We start from the raw sequence: 15,641 nt of genomic DNA, 5'->3' as shown, positions 1-15,641 counted from the left end.
GATCTGGGCGGCGTCGACGAACCGGGGATCGAGGTCGACGGTCTTCGGGTGCGGGTCGCCGTGGTTGGCGGCGATGTACGCGTCGAGCTCGGGGCCGCTGGTCCACGAGGTGATGAGGGCGTAGCGCGGTGCCGTGCCGCGGTGCCAGACCGCGTGCCAGAAGCGCTGCGTGTCGACGATGATGCGGGAGCCGGCGCGCAGCGGCAGGCGGATCTCGGTCGCGGGGTCGAAGCGGTCGGAGCGCAGGATCAGCATCGACTCGGTGTCGTCGGAGAGGTTGAAGAAGCCGCGGACGACCCAGCCGGTGCCCTCTTCGTTGAGGCGGTTGTTGTCGTCCTGGTGCAGGTTGTAGATCGCGTCGGCGTACTCGTTGGGCTGCAGCTCGATCACGCGGCATCGGCCGATGCCCGCGCCCGGTTCCTGGGCCCGGCGCTGCAGCGTCGGGGCGATCGCGACCTGCGAGTCGACCCAGACACCGTCCTTGTCGGTGCGCGGCGGGGTGTGGTTCCAGAAGCCGTTGCAGTCGACGTCGCCGGCATAGCTGGTGAGCGGGGCGAAGCGCGTGATGCCGGAGGAGCGCCAACCGACGTACTCGAGGCCCAGCCATTCAGCGGGATCGGTGGCGGAGGTGTGGTCGTCGAGCACGACGTAGCCGGTGTCGGCCAGTGCCTCGGACGTGATGAAGCCCATGATGGAACCTTCCCGTCATCGCTGCCCCCACAGGCGGCGGGTTGTAAGGCCATCCTAACTCGATCGCCCCTGTCCTGGCGGAGCCACCGCCGGGGAAAACGCCGTCGACCCGCCGATATTCTGGGGGCATGACTCAGCCGCAGGGCGCCCTCCTCGTGGGCAGCGTGAACTACGACGACGCCGAGACCACGATCCGCACCGCCGCGGAGACGCTCGGCACTCGACTCCGCCGGATCCCGGACGGCGAGGTCGGCAAGCGGTTCCACTGGATCATGTTCCAGCCCGACGTGATCGGTCGGGCCGAGGGCATCGAGCGCATCGGCGATGAACCCATCCCGTTCCCCGCCGGCATCGATGCCCGGGGTCTGCGCATCGGCGAGGGCGTAGATGCCTCGGCCATCGAGCTGCCGCCGCTCGGCTACGCCGCCGCCGCGATCGAGTCGTATGCGGTGTTCGAGCGACTGCGCGCCGAGGGTGCGGTTCCGGCGGGTGTGCGGTTCCAGGTGTCGTTGCCCACGCCGCTCGCCGTGATCGCCTCGTTCTTCCACGGCGATGATCGCGGCGCCATCGAGCCCGTCTACACCGCCGCGATCCTGCGCGAGCTCGAGGAGATCCTGGCCGCCATCCCGCACGAAGACCTCGCCGTGCAGTGGGACGTCGCCAGCGAGATGGGCATCATCGAGCGCGCGGCCGGGTACGGATCCGTGATGGAGGCCTGGTGGCCCGGCGAGCCGTTCGCCGGACTGGTCGCACGGCTGGCCGCCCTGGTCGACGCGGTGCCCGCCGACGTCGAGGTGGGCGTGCACCTCTGCTACGGCGACGCGGGGGAGAAGCACTTCTTCGAGCCGCGCGACGCGGCGAACCTGGTCCGGTATGCGAACGCCGTCGTGGCCGCATCCGCGCGTCCGCTCACCTGGCTGCACCTCCCCGTGCCGATCGACCACGACGACGAGGCCTACTTCGCCCCGCTCACCGACCTCGCACCGGTCGACGAGCTGTACCTGGGGCTCGTGCACCGGGAGGACGGGGTCGAGGGTGCCGCACGTCGCATCGCCGCCGCTGCTCCGTTCGTCTCCGCGTTCGGGGTCGCGACCGAATGCGGCATCGGCCGCGCACCCGCCGGATCGACCGAGGGCATCCTGCGCACGCACGCCGAGGTCGCCAGCACCTGGTGAGCTGCTGCTCTCGATTCGCGTGGACGCCCCGCGTCGCGTAAGCTGTTCTGCGGTGACGTGTCCGAGCGGCCGAAGGTGCAACTCTCGAAAAGTTGTGTAGGGTAACCCCCTACCGTGGGTTCAAATCCCACCGTCACCGCCACCACGAAGGCCCCGACTCCCTTGTGAACACTGGGATGCGGGGCCTTCGTCATGTTCGGTGATCGGTCTGCGGTAACGCAGCAAGGGCGTCTCCGCGGATATCTGTTGGCAGGACGTGACGCGGCAAACTGCGATCTGTGCGGCCGACGGCTGCCTGCGTCGCTGCTAGTGGCAGCCCACATCGTGCCGCGGTCTGTTTCCGACGAGGACCACCGGAAGGACTTCGCAGCGATCGCGATGCTCGCCTGCAACCTGGGGTGCGACGAGCTGTTCGAGCTATCGTCCCGCTGTCACATTCGCGAGACTCTCGGCGAGCTCCTCCGCGCCTTCAGGGACATCGAGCGCGGTGTGACGAGGGAGCTCCCCGTCCTCGCCGCGAGAGTAGAACGCGGCCAGGAGCGCGATGATGTTCGGGTACTTTCCCTCGGGTCCGTCCCACTGTGATGCATACTGTGAGTTGCCGACCAGGCGGCCGGTGCAGACCAACACCCGAACGAGGATCTGCTCGACTTCGGCGATCGAGGGTGCGGGCCCGGTCTTCAGTCGTTCGAGCACCGGGAGGACGGAGCGACCCTCCCACTGGATGTCCTGCTGGAGGATCGCCTGGGGGTCGAAGGTCGCTGGGTCGTAGTGGAAGCTGTGCCGCACCCCGTCGTTCTCCGTGATGAGCGCCGAAAAGCCGACCCCGATTCGATCGATGTAGCCCTCTGCGGCGATGCGCACTTCGTCCCGGCTGCGCTGAGCCGAGGCGGCGGTACCGATGTAGAGGATGTCGCGGTCGGGAGCGGCATAGATGTAGGTGTTCTCGGGGTGAGCCTCGTCGGCACGCACCAGCGCGATGCCGGCGCCGCGGGCGATCGCGACGAGATCGTCGACCTTCATGAGTTTGACCATGGTGTCACTGCTTCCTGTGGGTGATCATTCGCCGGAGTCATGCGTGACTATCGGCGCGATCGCCCGTGTGGGAAGCCATGCACGAGGGGTGCCGCAGTCGGTGCAGGAGCGTGACCCGGGAATCTGCCCGAGCTCTTACCTCCTTCGATGCCGGCGACGAAAGGCACAGTCCGATGCCGAAGGGGGCGAGTGGTGATGCTCCGGGCGCTCGACGCCGCCTTCGGGCTTCACTGAGCCGCCGCTCCGGGAGGGGGGATGGGCGATGAGGGGTGATGGCTCTCAGCCGAGCAGTTCCACGCCGAACTCGGAGACGACGGCGCGCAGTTCGGCGAGGTAGCGCTGTGCTTGCTCGGTGAGCTGGATCGCCGAGTGGCCGATCCAGCCGATCTCGATGTTCTCCTCGACGTCGAGCGGGATGGCGACGATCTCGGGGTCGAGGTCGTCGCTGATGATGCCGGTCGAGATGGTGTAGCCGTCGAGGCCGATCATCAGGTTGAAGATGGTCGCGCGGTCGGAGACGCGGATGTCCTGCGGACTCGAGAGGGTGGAGAGGATCTCCTCGGCGAAGTAGAAGGAGTTGTTCGCGCCCTGGTCGAACGTGAGCCTCGGCACGTCGGCGAGATCGGCGAGCGTCACGCGCTTCCGCGCGGCGAGGGGGTTCTTGCGGGAGATGAAGATGTGCGGGTCTGCGACGAAGAGCGGGTGGAAGGCGAGCCCGGAGTCGCGGAGCAGCTTGTCGATCACGTTGCGGTTGAAGTCGTTGCGATAGAGGATCCCCAGCTCGCTGCGGAGGGTGCGGACGTCTTCGATGATGTCCCAGGTGCGCGTCTCGCGCAGGGAGAACTCGTACTCGGTCGCCGCGGTCGCCTTCACCATCCGCACGAGGGCGTCGACAGCGAACGAATAGTGCTGGGTCGAGACGCCGAGGAGTCGCCGGGACGGCGGACGACCGAGGTAGCGCTGCTCCAGGAGCGCCACCTGCTCGACGACCTGCCGGGCGTACCCGAGGAACTCGACACCATCGGTGGTGAGCGTCACGCCCCGGGCGGAGCGGATCAGGAGTTCGCGCCCCACTCTGCCTTCGAGATCCTTCATCGCCGCGGACAGGGTGGGCTGGGCGACATAGAGCAGGTCGGCGGCGGCACTGATCGATCCCTCCGCGGCGACTTCGATGTAATAGGTGAGCTGCTGGAGGGTGATGCCGTTCGAACGCTTGGCCATAGATTCAACCTATGCCACGGCATAGTCGACGCGCATTACCCGATGGGACCTTGCAGTCGTCATCATGGAGAAACCCCCGATCGAGGCCGAGCCCGGCCGATCTTCCACCGATTGGCCGCTCATGGCATCCGAATTCACGTTCCGCATCACGACGACCCGTTTCGACGAGGACTACTCGCCGTCCGACGACTCGCGCATCACCACGAACTTCGCCAATCTGGCGCGCGGCGAGCACCGTCAGCAGAACCTCCGCAACGCCCTGACGATGATCGACCGGCGGTTCAACGATCTGGCGCACTGGGACAACCCGAGCCGCGATCGCTACACGCTCGAACTCGAGATCGTCTCGGTCGCGATCCAATTCGCCACGGAGGGGGAGGATCGGGAGTTCCCTCTTCTCGAGGTGCTGGAGGTGACCATCGTCGATCGGTCGACGGGCACGCGCACTCAGGGCATCGTGGGCAACAACTTCTCGTCGTACATCCGCGACTTCGACTTCAGCGTGCGGTTGCCGGCGGCCACCGCGGCCGCGGGAGGCTTCACCGTTCCCGACGACTTCGGCGACCTGCACGGCAAGCTCTTCCAGCACTTCCTCGACTCCGAGGCGTACCGGGAGCGGTTCACGCTGTCGCCCGTCATCTGCATCAGCGTCTCGACGAGCAAGACGTACCGTCGCACCGAGAACCACCACCCGATCCTCGGTGTCGAGTACGAGCAGAAGGACGGCTCGCTGACCGACGAGTACTTCGGCAAGATGGGTCTCTCGGTCCGCTACTTCATGCCGCGAGGCAGCGTCGCCCCGCTGGCGTTCTACTTCCGCGGGGATCTGCTCAGCGACTACACGAACCTCCAGCTCATCGGCACGATCAGCACGATGGAGACCTTCCAGAAGATCTATCGACCGGAGATCTACAACGCGAACTCCGAGGCCGCGAGCATCTACCGGCCGACTCTGGAGCAGCAGGACTACTCGGTGACCAAGATCGCCTACGACCGCGAGGAGCGCAGCCGGCTCGCGGCCGAGCAGGGGAGGTACGCCGACGCGCATCTGATGACCCCGCACGGCGAGCTCCTCGAGAGGTGGGCCGTCGGCCGTTCCGCAGACTCGCTGGTGTCCGTCGGATGACGAACGGACCAGCCCCGATCATGCCCGAGATCCTTCCCACCTCCATCGTCGGCAGCCTGCCGAAGCCTTCCTGGCTGGCCGAGCCCGAGACGCTCTGGTCCCCGTGGAAGCTGGAGGGCGATGCCCTGGTGGAGGGCGTGCAGGACGCGCTTCGCCTCACTGTGCACGAGCAGCGTCAGGCCGGCATCGACATCATCAGCGACGGGGAGCAGTCGCGCCAGCACTTCGTCACGACGTTCATCGAGCACCTCTCCGGTGTCGACTTCGACCAGCGGGAGACCGTGCGGATCCGCGACCGGTACGACGCCAGCGTGCCCACCGTGGTCGGTGCCGTGAGCCGCGAGAAGCCCGTGTTCGTCGAGGACGCGAAGTTCCTCCGCCAGCAGACCGACCAGCCCATCAAGTGGGCTCTGCCCGGTCCGATGACGATGATCGACACGCTCTACGACCGTCACTACAAGAGTCGCGAGAAGCTGGCGTGGGAGTTCGCGACGATCTTGAATCAGGAGGCGAAGGAGCTCGAGGCGGCCGGGGTGGACATCATCCAGTTCGACGAGCCGGCCTTCAACGTGTTCTTCGACGACGTGCAGGACTGGGGTGTGGCCGTGCTCGAACGCGCAGCCGAGGGTCTGCGCGCGGAGACCGTGGTGCACATCTGTTACGGGTACGGGATCAAGGCGAACACCGACTGGAAGGCGACCCTCGGCTCGGAGTGGCGGCAGTACGAGAAGTCGTTCCCGCTTCTGCAGCAGTCGAGCATCGACACCGTCTCGCTGGAGAGTCACCACTCGCACGTGCCCCTGGACCTCATCGAGCTCATCCGGGGCAAGAAGGTCATGCTCGGAGCCATCGATGTGGCGAGCCCCATCATCGAGACTCCGGAGGAGGTCGCCGATACCCTGCGGAACGCCCTCCGCTTCGTCGACGCGGACAAGCTCGTGCCGAGCACGAACTGCGGGTTGGCGCCGTTGTCGCGTGACGTCGCCCGCGGCAAGCTGCGGGCGCTCAGCGCAGGTACTGCTCTCCTTCGCGAGGAGCTCGGCTCCGCGCTCTGATAGCCTCGAGCTTCCGTGCAGCAACCTGAGGAGGTGGTACCCGTGAACGAACTCACGTCGGTGCTCCTCCAGGGAGACACGGTCGGGCGATAGGTCGTCCGGGAGCGCCGCTTCTTCGCCGCACTCCCGAGAGGTACGACCATGCATTTCACTTCACGACGAATCCTCGACGACCGCGTCACCGAGCGCACGTTCACACTCGGCGACGTCTCCGGCATCCTGTGGACGCCGCCCGCCGCAACGCCGACCGCTCCCGTCCCGCTCATCCTCATGGGCCAGCCCGGCGGCATCGGCATGCGGCGCATGTATCCGAGACTGGTCGCGCGTGCCCGCAACGCCAGCGCGCAGGGCTTCGCCGCCGCGACTATCGAGCTGCCGGGGGCAGGCGAACGCGCTCCACTGCCCGGCGCCGAGCTCGCCAGGGCCGACCTCGTTCGAGCGATCACCGCGGGAGAGAAGCCTTCCGCGGATGTCGTGGACCGGCTGATCCTCCCTCTGGTCGACCGGGCTGTTCCCGAATGGCAGGCGACGCTCGACGAGGCCCTCGGGCTTCCGGAGATCGGCGACCGGGTCGCGTTCTCCGGAGGGGTGATCGCGATCGGCACCCGCCTCGCCGCGATGGATGCACGCATCGTGGCCGCCGGACTCTTCGCCGGCAGCTTCGTCCCACGCTCGACGATGGCAGAGGCCCGACGGGTGACGATCCCGCTGCACGTGCTGCTCCAGTGGGACGACGAGGGCAACGACCGCCAGATGGCACTCGACCTGTTCGATGCATTCGGCTCGACGGAGAAGACGCTGTACGCCAACATGGGCGGCCACACCGGAGTGCCGGCGTTCGCCGGGGAGGACGCCGCCCGCTTCTTCGCCCGTCACCTCGGGGGGTGCGTGAGGGCAGGAGGCCGAGTGATCTGACCGGGGCGCGGAGGCGAGGCGCTCGCCGAGGGGGAGGGATCCGGCGAACGCCCCGTCTGCACCCGATGCCTGCGAGCGCGGCCCCCCACGATCTCGCGCTACGACCGGAGCACGATCAGGATGCGCCTGATGGAGCCGGAATGCAATGAACCTTCGTGTTTTCCTGCGCAGTCTGGACAAAAGTCATCATCCCTTTGGGATCGCCTATCCTCGCGAATGGGTGGTTTCCTCTTGCACATAGCGAACGCCCAGGTCTACGCTCCGGCTGGGGGAGATGTCCGACCGGAATGAGTCGCGATGTCCAGTGGTGCGCAGTGGAGGAACAAGGTTCGGCGAGGTTCTGAGCGTCGCGGGTACGCGCGCTCGATGCTCGCGGCGATAGGGGTGCTGCTGCTGGGAGGTGGAGGAGTCCTCGCGGCTTCGGCTGCGGTGGCCGCGCCGGGGAGTCCAGGAGTTCCACAGGCGCCGGCCACCGCGGTGTATCTGGAGACCTTCGAGAATCAGACCGCGACCAACGGCATCCGCATCGGTCAGTACACGGGCGGTGCGGCGGCGAACACGGAGACGTACGTGACGAGTCCGAACTGGGCTCCGGTCGCCGACCAGTGCAACGGCTGGGTCCTGCGCTCGACGACACCGCGGAACGCGGCCGTGACCGGCGTCGATTCCGGCTGCGATGCCACGGCATGGGCATATCTCCAAGGCATGGCGACCGCGATCGGCCTGTACAAGGGCCAAGCGTTGGCGGCGGCTCAGCAGAACCAGATTCTGTCCGAGTACACCAACGGCGGCTCCGCGCCCGGTCCCGGCGTCGAGTTCCAGACTGCGAAGCCCATCACGGCAGGGATCGTTCCCGGACACTTCTACCTGATCAGCGCTATCTACGGTGCCGCGAACTGCGTGTCCGAGGGCCCGACACTGAACCGTGTCGATCCGCGGCTGAGTTTCAACCTGATCGTGAATCAGACGGGCAGCGGGCCTGCGCCGGGCACGGGAGGGGGCACGGTCACCACCCTCGCTAGCGGTCTCAACCCGTGCACGGACCCGGCAGCGCGAGAGATCACTGTGGGCGGGAGGCTCTTCCACGTCGCGGAGCTGCAGTCTGCGGGGTTCCGTGCGGACGCGACGACGACCTCGCTCGGCGTGCAGCTGTTCAATGCCGCCGGGGGCTTCCGCGGGAACGACAGCGGTTTCGACGATCCTCGCATCGTCGACGCGACGCCGCAGCTCGACAAAGCGTTCAGCCCGTCGACGGTGAAAGTCGGTCAGACCTCCACGCTGACATTCACCATCACCAATACAGACGACCTCGAAGCGAAGAACGGGTGGTCCTTCACCGATACCCTCCCGGCAGGGCTCCGGTTCGCGGGCGACCCCACCACCGACTGCCCGGCGGGAGTGGCGACGGTCGACGGAACGACCGTGAGCGGGACCGGCAACATGGACGCTGGGACCGTCTCGTGCACGTTCACGGTTCCGATCACCTCCGATACCGAAGGGTCGTACACCAACGGCCCTTCGAACATCGGTCCGATCAGCGGGCTGCTTCAGCCCGGTAACAGCACGGTCGTCTTCACCACTGCTGACGCGCCCGCGATCAGTCTCGTGAAGTCCTCGAGCTTGACCGACCCGGCGCAGTACGTGCTGAACGCCCCCGTGACGTACTCGTTCCTCGTCACCAACACGGGGAACGTCGACCTCACCGCGATAGCAGTCACCGAGACGGCATTCAGCGGCACGGGTAGCCCCCCGGTCACTTCTTGTCCGCAGACCACGCTTGGTTCCGGCGAATCGATGACATGCACCGCCGGGTACACGCTGACACAAGCAGACATCGACGCGGGCGAGGTGACCAACACCGCGCAGGTGACCGGCACTCCACCGGAGGGTGATCCGGTCAGTGCGACCGACGATGCCGTGATCTCGGGGAGCGAAGCGCCGCAGCTCTCTCTCGTGAAGACGGCTGACGCGAGCGGTGTGCAGTCGCCGACACGCGTGGGCGATCCCATCGACTACACGGTCCTCGTGACGAACACGGGCAACGTCACACTCACCGATGTCGCGGTGACCGACACGTTGCTCGGAGGAGCCATCGCTTACGCGTGGCCAGGCGTACCGGGAACCCTCGCTCCCGGCCAGAGCGTCACCGCCACCGGAACCCACGGTGTGACTCAGCCGGACATCGAGATCGGTGCGGTGACGAACACCGCCAGCGCGACCTCCCGAGACCCCAATGGTGCCGAGGTGCCTGCGGGGCCGCAGTCGACGACGACGCCCCTGAACCAGCTTCCTGCCCTCGCCCTCGAGAAAGAAGCGACACCGTCCTTCGGAACGCCGCCGGCACCCGGCGAACTGATCACGTTCTCTTTCACGATCACCAACGACGGCAATCTGCAGCTCCGAGACGTCGCGATCACCGATCGACTCGCCGGCCTCTCTGCAGTCGCCTACACATGGCCCACCGATCCAGGCACACTCCCACCGGGTGCGTCGGCGACAGCCACGGCGACCTATGCGATCACCCAGGCTGACATCGATGCGGGTGTGGTGCTGAACTCGGCCATCGCCAATGGGACCACCGCGAACGGCGCGAACGTGCCATCGAATGAACCCGAAACGGAGACACCGATCACCCAGGCGCCCGCCCTGACGCTGGTGAAGACCGCGGATCCTGCGGGGATAACCGAGCCGGCCGAGATCGGCCAGCCGATCGCGTACTCGTTCACGGTCACGAACGCGGGCAACACCACTCTCACGAGCGTCGCGATCACAGACCAACTCGCCGGCCTGCCGGCTCTGACCTATATCTGGCCGTCCGCGGACGGAGTGTTGCGGCCTGGGCAAGCAGCGACAGCGACGAGCACGTACCTCGTGACTGCGGCGGACATCGACAACGGCGAGGTGACCAACAACGCCACGGCCTCGGGGCAACCGCCCACCGGAGACCCCGTTTCGTCGGAACCGCAGACGACGACCACGCCGCTGATGGAGGCTCCGTCGATCGCCCTCGTGAAGACCGCGGACGCGAGCGGGATCACCGACCCTGCAGTACCCGGGCAGTCGATCATCTACTCCTTCACCGTGACGAACACGGGAGGTGTCGCACTGACGGACGCCACCATCACCGACGCGCTCACCGGGCTGCCTCCGCTGGTCTACACCTGGCCCGCCGCCGAAGGAGTGCTGCTTCCCGGTGAAGCCGCCACGGCGACGAGCACCTACGGCATCACCACTGCCGATATCGACCGGGGGGTCGTGACGAACAACGCCATCGCGTCGGGTCAGCCGCCGACCGGGCAACCGATCGTGTCTGATCCGGCGACGACGACCACGGAGCTCAGGGTGACGCCTGTGCCCACCCCGACACCTGCGCCGCGCCCTGACGCCGGGGGGTTGTCGAACACCGGCGGCCCAGTGCCTGTCATCGCCCTCGTCGTCGCCGCAGGGCTGGTCGTCACGGGAACTCTTCTCGCCTCGGCTGCCCGCAAGAGGAGGATGCGCGACTAGCGACCAATCCTTTTCCGTCCGGACGGTTCCCGCTCCTGTCAAGGCCCGATACGTCGAGGACGGATCATCCTAAAGTCATCGAATGCCGCCCTTGACCCGACGGGTGGCAGGAGGACTCGCCGATGACCGAAGACTCTGCGCCCACCGACTCTGCGCCCACGCAAGAGCTGCTGGGCGGGCGCTATCAGCTGCGGGAGTGCGTCGGACAGGGCGGAATGGCCCGCGTGTACCGCGCCGACGATGTCCTGCTCGGCCGGACAGTGGCGATCAAGCTGCTGAACGGGGGGAGCGAGGGCGTTCCGTCCGAACGCGCGCGCAGCGAGATGACGCTGCTGGCCTCGCTCAACCACCCCGCGATGGTCACGCTCTACGACGCCCAACTGGTGCCGGGCAAAGCCGAGTACCTGGTGATGGAGTTCGTCGACGGCCCGACCCTCTCCGCCCGCATCGCCCAGGGCCCCGTGCCGCCGACCGACGTGGCCATGATCGCCGCGGATCTCGCCGAAGCGCTGCATGTGGTGCACGGTGCCGGCGTGGTGCACCGCGATGTGAAGCCGTCGAACGTGCTGCTCTCGCCCACCTCGCTTCCGGGGAGCCGTTCGGGCGCGAAGCTCGCCGACTTCGGTATCTCCGTGCTCGTCGACGATGCCCGGCTGACGTCGCCCGGTGTCGTGATCGGCACTGCTGCGTACCTCGCCCCCGAGCAACTCCGGGGCGCGCCTCCTGCTCCGGCGGCCGACATCTACTCCCTGGGACTCGTGCTGCTGGAGGCGCTCACCGGGAAGCGGGCGTTCGGCCAGGCGGAGGGGATCGGTGCGGCGATGGCGCGTCTCATCGAGGTCCCTGAGGTGCCGAGATCCGTGGGTCCGCAGTGGGCGGATCTGCTGACCCGGATGGTGGCGATCGCGCCCGAGGACCGGCCCAGTGCTGCTGCCGTGTTCGCCGCGGCGTCCATGCTCGCGTCTGCGCCGGCCATCCCGCCTCGCCCTCCCGTGCCCGTGATCGCCCCTCCGGTCCCGGCCATGAGCGCCGCTTCCGCTGCCAGCACCGCACCGACACTGCTCCTCTCCTCGAAGCCTTCGGACCGTGTGGTGCCCACGCGTCGCCCGACGCGACGGTGGGGAGTGATCGGCACCGCCGCTGCCGCGGTCGTCGCCGCCTCCGTGCTCGTGGGGGTGTGGGCGGCAGGTCAAGGGTTCGGAGACACCGGCGACCTGGAGACCGGCGATGTCGATTCCGTCGTCACCGAGCAGACGCCGGGAAGCTCGCCCTCGCCGGATCCGACACCGGATCAGGCTGACGCGCAGCAGGACACCTCCGGGACTGTCGTCCCCGTCGTCCCGGCTGAGAACACGCAGCCGACACACGTCGATCAGGTCGTCGATCAGACGAAGGACGAGCGCAAGGCGGCGGAGCAGGCGGCCAAGGACGAGCGCAAGGCGCAGGAGGAAGCCCAGAAGAAGGCGGACAAGGAGCAGGAGAGGGCGGACAAGGAGCAGGAGAAGCGGGACGCGAAGAAGTAGCGCCCCCCGACCCGATCAGCCCGCGGCGGCGCGCTCCCCGTCGGAGTTCGGCGTCCAGCCGTACCAACCGCCGTCCGTGGCCATCACGGCCCAGTCGCCGCAGGCGAAGACGGTCTTCGCCTTGTACGGATCGGGGGCGCCGTCGAGCGTCCAGGACGGTGCCGACTGCCGCTCGACCTCGGTGCAGGCATCGGCCAGGTCGGAAGCGCTGGTGAGGAGGATGACCGCGTCCTCGGCCTTCTCGACCGTCGAGGTGCGCACGGTGATCTGCGAGGAGTCTGCGGGAATCCAGTCCGCGTCGACCCCCGCCCCCTTCGCGAAAGCGGCCGCATCGTCGAAGGTGGAGGTGGACTGCTTGTGGACGATGCTGTCGAAGGCAGAGCATCCGCTGAGGGAGAGTGCGCCCGCGACGATCAGGGCGGAGGCGGCGAGAAGCGGTCGTACGTTCATGCCCCCAGCCTCGCGGCTGTGCCGCCCTCGCGGCATCCCTCGCGCGAGGTATCGGCGTACCTCGGACGGATGACTCGTGGGCGTGTCGTGAGTCGTTCCGCGACGGTCGACGGTCCGGATGTCCCCCATGTGTGCGATGCTGGAGAAGACCACTCAGCGATCATTTCGGTCGCGCCTCTGGCACGGGTTCCCGTGGCGAAACAGAGGAGCGCCTCATGGGCAGGTTCATCTATGAAGGCGACGTCAAGACCGAGATCGAGGATCGTGCGCTGACGCACATCCAGCTCGTCATGACCGCGAAACTCCGTCGAGGCGAGCCGTTCGGTTTCAGCTGGAAGGAAGACGTCAGCATCGGCGGCGGACGCACGACCGTCTGGGTGCATGGCGGCAGCGCGCTCGTCTTCAAGTACAGCGGGAGTCGTCAGCCCTCGATCAATCGCGAGTGGATCGAAGCGCTTGCTTTCACCGCGAACTCGCCGAGCGGTCTGTATCTCGTGCCAGAGCCGGTGGACGCCGGGCCCCGCGAGCCGAACCGGGTGCTCGAGCGGGCCTGACCCAGAACGACGCATCCGCCCACGGTCGATTCGGCCGCGAACGGATGCGTTCGTCATCTGCCGGGGGTTCAGCCGCCGGACGGGTTCTCGAGCGGTTTCCCGTCTTCGTCGGTGGTCTCGTCCTCGAGCACCTCTTCGGTGTCCGGAGCGCCTCCCGATGCGGTGTCGGCCTCCTCATCGGAGCCGGGGGTGCCCTGGGTGTTCTTCGGATCGCTCATGCTTCTCTCCTCTCGTCGGGACTGGCGACGGTAGTCCTCGGTGCCGATCGGCGTCAGGGGGTTGACCGCGCGCGGGCGCAGGGGTGCTGATAATCTGCGGGCCATGCAGCCACCCGAAGACGAGCATCCTCGATCGGGCGGAGAGTCGGCCGACGTCGTCACCGCCGCGATCAAGGAGCGGATCTACGCCACCTTCACCGGCCTCGCCATCGTGCTCGTCCAGAACTCGAACGTCGAGCACACCAGCGCCGCGCGGGCGAGCATCACCCTTCTCGTCGGCATCGTCGCGATCGCGGTGGCCGGGTTCGTGGCAGAGCTCCTTGCCCACCTGGCCGTGCACGCGACCTTCCCTGACCGGCGGGAGTTCGGGCGGATGCTCCGCCTCACGAGCACGGCGATCGCCTCGGCGGCCATCCCGCTCCTTGTGCTCCTCCTCGCGGTGGTGGACTGGATCGAGCTGGGCACCGCTCTCACGATCGCTTCGATCGTCTACGTCGCCATCCTCGGGTTGATCGGGTACATCGCCGTCCGTCGCACCCGAGCGCCTTGGTGGAAGCAGGTGATCGCGCTGGGGATCCTGGTCGCCCTCGGCGGGCTGGCCATCCTCATCCAGCAGCTCGCCCACGGACACTGAGGGCTCTGCTCTCGCGTCGGGCGCCGGAACCCGAGAAATGTCCTGCTCCGGAGTAATCTCAGAGGATGGGAACTCTCGAGTACAACAGCTCTCGTCCTCCGATCAAGGTCGACGACGCGACGTTGGCGCACCTGAAGATCGTGATCGGCACCAAGCTGCGTCGACACGAGAGTTTCATGATGACGTGGCTGCCCGAGGAGAAGAACCCCGCCGGTCGTCTCACCATCTGGATGCACCCCGCGATCCCGCTGATCCTCGCGTTCGACGGCTCGTCCATGCCCGAGATCGACACCAAGCGGATCGAGCGCATGATGGAGCACCTCAACGCGCGCGGTGAGCTCGTCCTCGATCAGCTCGGCTGAACACGTCCGCTCGTCCCGCTTCCCTATAGTGGGGTCATGCGACGTTGCTCCGCCCTGGCCCTCGGTCTGTCCGCCGTCCTTCTGTTGACGGGGTGCGCCTCCGCGGTGGGCGACGGCTCCGCCGCGCCCACGTCCGAACCCACCGCCACGCAGAGCGCACCGCCGGCGGGAGTCGACGCAGCAGCCGAGGATCAGGCACAGGCCTGGCTGGATGCGGCCGTCGTGCCGCCGGGGGCAGTGCGCGTGACCGAGAAGCCGGTCTCGTTCGGCTCGTACCAGGGGTGGCCGTGCCAGCCGGTCGCCCAGCTCGAGGGCTACTGGACCGTGGCCGACTCGACGGTTGCAGGGGCTGCGAACTGGTTGCGAGACAACCCGACAGCGGATCTCGTCAGCACGGCATCGGGCATGGCGTGGCCCGAGGATCCGAACCTCGACGGCGTGCTCATCGGCTACATCCCCGCCGACGAATCGCAGCAGGGCGTCGTCTACACCGTCGCGAAGATGGACTCGGGCGTCGCGATCCGGGCGGAGGTCGCGGCCCTCAGCGCTTCGGCGACGTGTCCTTCCCTCGCGCCCGGAGAGATGCTGGGCAAGCCGGGACAAGGCTGAGCGCCCCCGCGGAAGTCCGCGAAGGCGCTCCTCTCACCTGCTGAAGGCCGTCAGTCTTTGCCGGGGTTCTCGGCGTCGGTGCTGTCGTCCGTGCCGGCGTCCTTGTCCGTCGGCGGCACGGTCGGCGGGGTTCCCTTGCCGTCCTCGGCCCCGAGGTTGTCGTTGTCCTCCGGCCCGGGAGAGGGCTCGGTGCTGATGTCGTTCCGGTCGTTCGTGCTCACGGGAGCCTCCTTGGTCGCTGCGGGTTCTCGACGCGCGTCGACGTTCTCAGGGCAGGTCTTCGACGTCGATGCCGTCCTCGTCGGTGTCCTCGTCCTCGTCGGTGTCGTCGTCGTCGATGTCGTCGTCGGTCGATGGCATGTCCGGGTCGATGCCCTGGGCTTCGACCTCGGGGGTGTCGTCTGAGTGGTGCTGGGGATCTGACATGCGGTTCTCCGATCGATCAGTGGGCTGGTCGACCAGTGTCGCCTGACTTCCGTGCGGTCCGTCTGCCCGTTGACAGGTGGGCGCCCGCGAGCGGACAATCCCGGTTGCAGCTCGGCGGGCGTGCGCTCGGGGGAAAGGGGG

General features: G+C 67.5%; 17 protein-coding genes, 1 tRNA gene and 1 pseudogene. 12 read left to right on the top strand and 7 right to left on the bottom strand.

Annotated features, from left to right (window positions below; translation table 11 throughout):
* Positions 1 to 690 (bottom strand): hypothetical protein (locus AX744_RS08360; RefSeq protein ID WP_061016289.1); only part of this gene is annotated, 690 nt, incomplete at its 3' end.
* Positions 691 to 818: 128 nt separating this feature from the next.
* Here AX744_RS08360 and AX744_RS08355 point away from each other — a divergent pair.
* The 3 genes and pseudogenes from AX744_RS08355 to AX744_RS21800 all read left to right on the top strand — a co-directional run.
* Entirely contained in the window at positions 819 to 1,865 is a 1,047-nt protein-coding gene (locus AX744_RS08355) for a hypothetical protein (protein ID WP_061016287.1), read from the top strand.
* 51 nt (positions 1,866 to 1,916) lie between these two features.
* Positions 1,917 to 2,007, top strand: a tRNA-Ser gene (locus tag AX744_RS08350).
* 50 nt (positions 2,008 to 2,057) lie between these two features.
* Positions 2,058 to 2,216 (top strand): annotated as a pseudogene (locus AX744_RS21800) (hypothetical protein); the annotation flags it as partial.
* Between the two features lie 66 nt (positions 2,217 to 2,282).
* Here the strand turns inward: AX744_RS21800 and AX744_RS08345 are convergent.
* Both AX744_RS08345 and AX744_RS08340 read right to left on the bottom strand, forming a co-directional pair.
* Positions 2,283 to 2,900, bottom strand: coding sequence for a hypothetical protein (locus tag AX744_RS08345; RefSeq protein WP_061016286.1), 618 nt, complete (start codon positions 2,898 to 2,900; stop codon positions 2,283 to 2,285).
* A gap of 279 nt (positions 2,901 to 3,179) precedes the next feature.
* Positions 3,180 to 4,121, bottom strand: a complete 942-nt coding sequence (locus tag AX744_RS08340) for a LysR family transcriptional regulator (RefSeq protein WP_061016284.1) — start codon at positions 4,119 to 4,121, stop codon at positions 3,180 to 3,182.
* Between the two features lie 121 nt (positions 4,122 to 4,242).
* Between AX744_RS08340 and AX744_RS08335 the strand changes: the two genes are divergently transcribed.
* The 5 genes from AX744_RS08335 to AX744_RS08315 all read left to right on the top strand — a co-directional run bounded on the left by AX744_RS08335 (position 4,243) and on the right by AX744_RS08315 (position 12,247).
* Complete coding sequence (locus AX744_RS08335; protein ID WP_058630750.1) at positions 4,243 to 5,247, top strand: DUF1852 domain-containing protein; 1,005 nt, start codon at positions 4,243 to 4,245, stop codon at positions 5,245 to 5,247.
* Between the two features lie 20 nt (positions 5,248 to 5,267).
* Positions 5,268 to 6,302 (top strand): methionine synthase, encoded by a 1,035-nt coding sequence (locus tag AX744_RS08330; RefSeq protein WP_058630749.1) that lies wholly within the window; start codon positions 5,268 to 5,270, stop codon positions 6,300 to 6,302.
* 141 nt (positions 6,303 to 6,443) lie between these two features.
* Positions 6,444 to 7,217, top strand: coding sequence for a hypothetical protein (locus AX744_RS08325; protein WP_061016282.1), 774 nt, complete (start codon positions 6,444 to 6,446; stop codon positions 7,215 to 7,217).
* Positions 7,218 to 7,583: 366 nt separating this feature from the next.
* Positions 7,584 to 10,724, top strand: a complete 3,141-nt coding sequence (locus tag AX744_RS08320) for a DUF7507 domain-containing protein (RefSeq protein ID WP_197429192.1) — start codon at positions 7,584 to 7,586, stop codon at positions 10,722 to 10,724.
* A gap of 122 nt (positions 10,725 to 10,846) precedes the next feature.
* Positions 10,847 to 12,247 carry a serine/threonine-protein kinase gene (locus AX744_RS08315; RefSeq protein WP_061016278.1) on the top strand — a complete coding sequence of 467 codons (1,401 nt, stop codon included), beginning with the start codon at positions 10,847 to 10,849 and terminating at the stop codon, positions 12,245 to 12,247.
* A gap of 15 nt (positions 12,248 to 12,262) precedes the next feature.
* Here the strand turns inward: AX744_RS08315 and AX744_RS08310 are convergent, their stop codons facing one another.
* Positions 12,263 to 12,697 carry a hypothetical protein gene (locus AX744_RS08310; RefSeq protein ID WP_157543560.1) on the bottom strand — a complete coding sequence of 145 codons (435 nt, stop codon included), beginning with the start codon at positions 12,695 to 12,697 and terminating at the stop codon, positions 12,263 to 12,265.
* 215 nt (positions 12,698 to 12,912) lie between these two features.
* Here AX744_RS08310 and AX744_RS08305 point away from each other — a divergent pair, with 215 nt between their 5' ends.
* The gene (locus tag AX744_RS08305) at positions 12,913 to 13,251 is read left to right on the top strand and encodes a DUF7882 family protein (protein ID WP_058630723.1); all 339 of its coding nucleotides are present in this window, start codon (positions 12,913 to 12,915) and stop codon (positions 13,249 to 13,251) included.
* Between the two features lie 68 nt (positions 13,252 to 13,319).
* Here AX744_RS08305 and AX744_RS20605 read toward each other — a convergent pair whose 3' ends face one another.
* The gene (locus AX744_RS20605; protein WP_170224116.1) at positions 13,320 to 13,469 is read right to left on the bottom strand and encodes a hypothetical protein; all 150 of its coding nucleotides are present in this window, start codon (positions 13,467 to 13,469) and stop codon (positions 13,320 to 13,322) included.
* A gap of 103 nt (positions 13,470 to 13,572) precedes the next feature.
* Here AX744_RS20605 and AX744_RS08300 point away from each other — a divergent pair, with 103 nt between their 5' ends.
* The 3 genes from AX744_RS08300 (at position 13,573) to AX744_RS08290 (ending at position 15,074) form a co-directional block, all read left to right on the top strand.
* Positions 13,573 to 14,103, top strand: a complete 531-nt coding sequence (locus AX744_RS08300; protein WP_058630722.1) for a hypothetical protein — start codon at positions 13,573 to 13,575, stop codon at positions 14,101 to 14,103.
* Positions 14,104 to 14,168: 65 nt separating this feature from the next.
* The gene (locus AX744_RS08295; RefSeq protein ID WP_058630721.1) at positions 14,169 to 14,465 is read left to right on the top strand and encodes a DUF7882 family protein; all 297 of its coding nucleotides are present in this window, start codon (positions 14,169 to 14,171) and stop codon (positions 14,463 to 14,465) included.
* 36 nt (positions 14,466 to 14,501) lie between these two features.
* Positions 14,502 to 15,074, top strand: coding sequence for a hypothetical protein (locus tag AX744_RS08290; RefSeq protein ID WP_157543559.1), 573 nt, complete (start codon positions 14,502 to 14,504; stop codon positions 15,072 to 15,074).
* Positions 15,075 to 15,124: 50 nt separating this feature from the next.
* On the opposite strand, the gene AX744_RS20260 is transcribed toward AX744_RS08290, so the two are convergent.
* Positions 15,125 to 15,295 (bottom strand): hypothetical protein, encoded by a 171-nt coding sequence (locus AX744_RS20260; RefSeq protein WP_157543558.1) that lies wholly within the window; start codon positions 15,293 to 15,295, stop codon positions 15,125 to 15,127.
* A 46-nt stretch (positions 15,296 to 15,341) separates the two neighbouring features.
* Positions 15,342 to 15,500 carry a hypothetical protein gene (locus tag AX744_RS20255; RefSeq protein ID WP_157543557.1) on the bottom strand — a complete coding sequence of 53 codons (159 nt, stop codon included), beginning with the start codon at positions 15,498 to 15,500 and terminating at the stop codon, positions 15,342 to 15,344.
* Positions 15,501 to 15,641: the final 141 nt, after the last annotated feature.

It is taken from the genome of Microbacterium sp. CCH5-D1, from assembly GCF_001557335.1.
GTDB lineage: Bacteria > Actinomycetota > Actinomycetes > Actinomycetales > Microbacteriaceae > Microbacterium > Microbacterium oxydans.
Note: the sequence above shows the minus strand (reverse complement) of the source record. Positions and strands in the feature narration are given on the sequence as shown.

Bases quoted from the DNA above. Each gene is read 5' to 3' on its own strand.
- AX744_RS08330 (WP_058630749.1), top strand. From the start codon at position 5,268: ATGCCCGAGATCCTTCCCACCTCCATCGTCGGCAGCCTGCCGAAGCCT.
- AX744_RS08310 (WP_157543560.1), bottom strand. From the start codon at position 12,697: ATGAACGTACGACCGCTTCTCGCCGCCTCCGCCCTGATCGTCGCGGGC.
- AX744_RS08305 (WP_058630723.1), top strand. From the start codon at position 12,913: ATGGGCAGGTTCATCTATGAAGGCGACGTCAAGACCGAGATCGAGGAT.
- AX744_RS08315 (WP_061016278.1), top strand. From the start codon at position 10,847: ATGACCGAAGACTCTGCGCCCACCGACTCTGCGCCCACGCAAGAGCTG.
- AX744_RS08340 (WP_061016284.1), bottom strand. From the start codon at position 4,121: ATGGCCAAGCGTTCGAACGGCATCACCCTCCAGCAGCTCACCTATTAC.
- AX744_RS20605 (WP_170224116.1), bottom strand. From the start codon at position 13,469: ATGAGCGATCCGAAGAACACCCAGGGCACCCCCGGCTCCGATGAGGAG.
- AX744_RS08345 (WP_061016286.1), bottom strand. From the start codon at position 2,900: ATGGTCAAACTCATGAAGGTCGACGATCTCGTCGCGATCGCCCGCGGC.
- AX744_RS08335 (WP_058630750.1), top strand. From the start codon at position 4,243: ATGGCATCCGAATTCACGTTCCGCATCACGACGACCCGTTTCGACGAG.
- AX744_RS08325 (WP_061016282.1), top strand. From the start codon at position 6,444: ATGCATTTCACTTCACGACGAATCCTCGACGACCGCGTCACCGAGCGC.
- AX744_RS08300 (WP_058630722.1), top strand. From the start codon at position 13,573: ATGCAGCCACCCGAAGACGAGCATCCTCGATCGGGCGGAGAGTCGGCC.
- AX744_RS08290 (WP_157543559.1), top strand. From the start codon at position 14,502: ATGCGACGTTGCTCCGCCCTGGCCCTCGGTCTGTCCGCCGTCCTTCTG.
- AX744_RS20255 (WP_157543557.1), bottom strand. From the start codon at position 15,500: ATGTCAGATCCCCAGCACCACTCAGACGACACCCCCGAGGTCGAAGCC.
- AX744_RS08355 (WP_061016287.1), top strand. From the start codon at position 819: ATGACTCAGCCGCAGGGCGCCCTCCTCGTGGGCAGCGTGAACTACGAC.
- AX744_RS08320 (WP_197429192.1), top strand. From the start codon at position 7,584: ATGCTCGCGGCGATAGGGGTGCTGCTGCTGGGAGGTGGAGGAGTCCTC.
- AX744_RS08295 (WP_058630721.1), top strand. From the start codon at position 14,169: ATGGGAACTCTCGAGTACAACAGCTCTCGTCCTCCGATCAAGGTCGAC.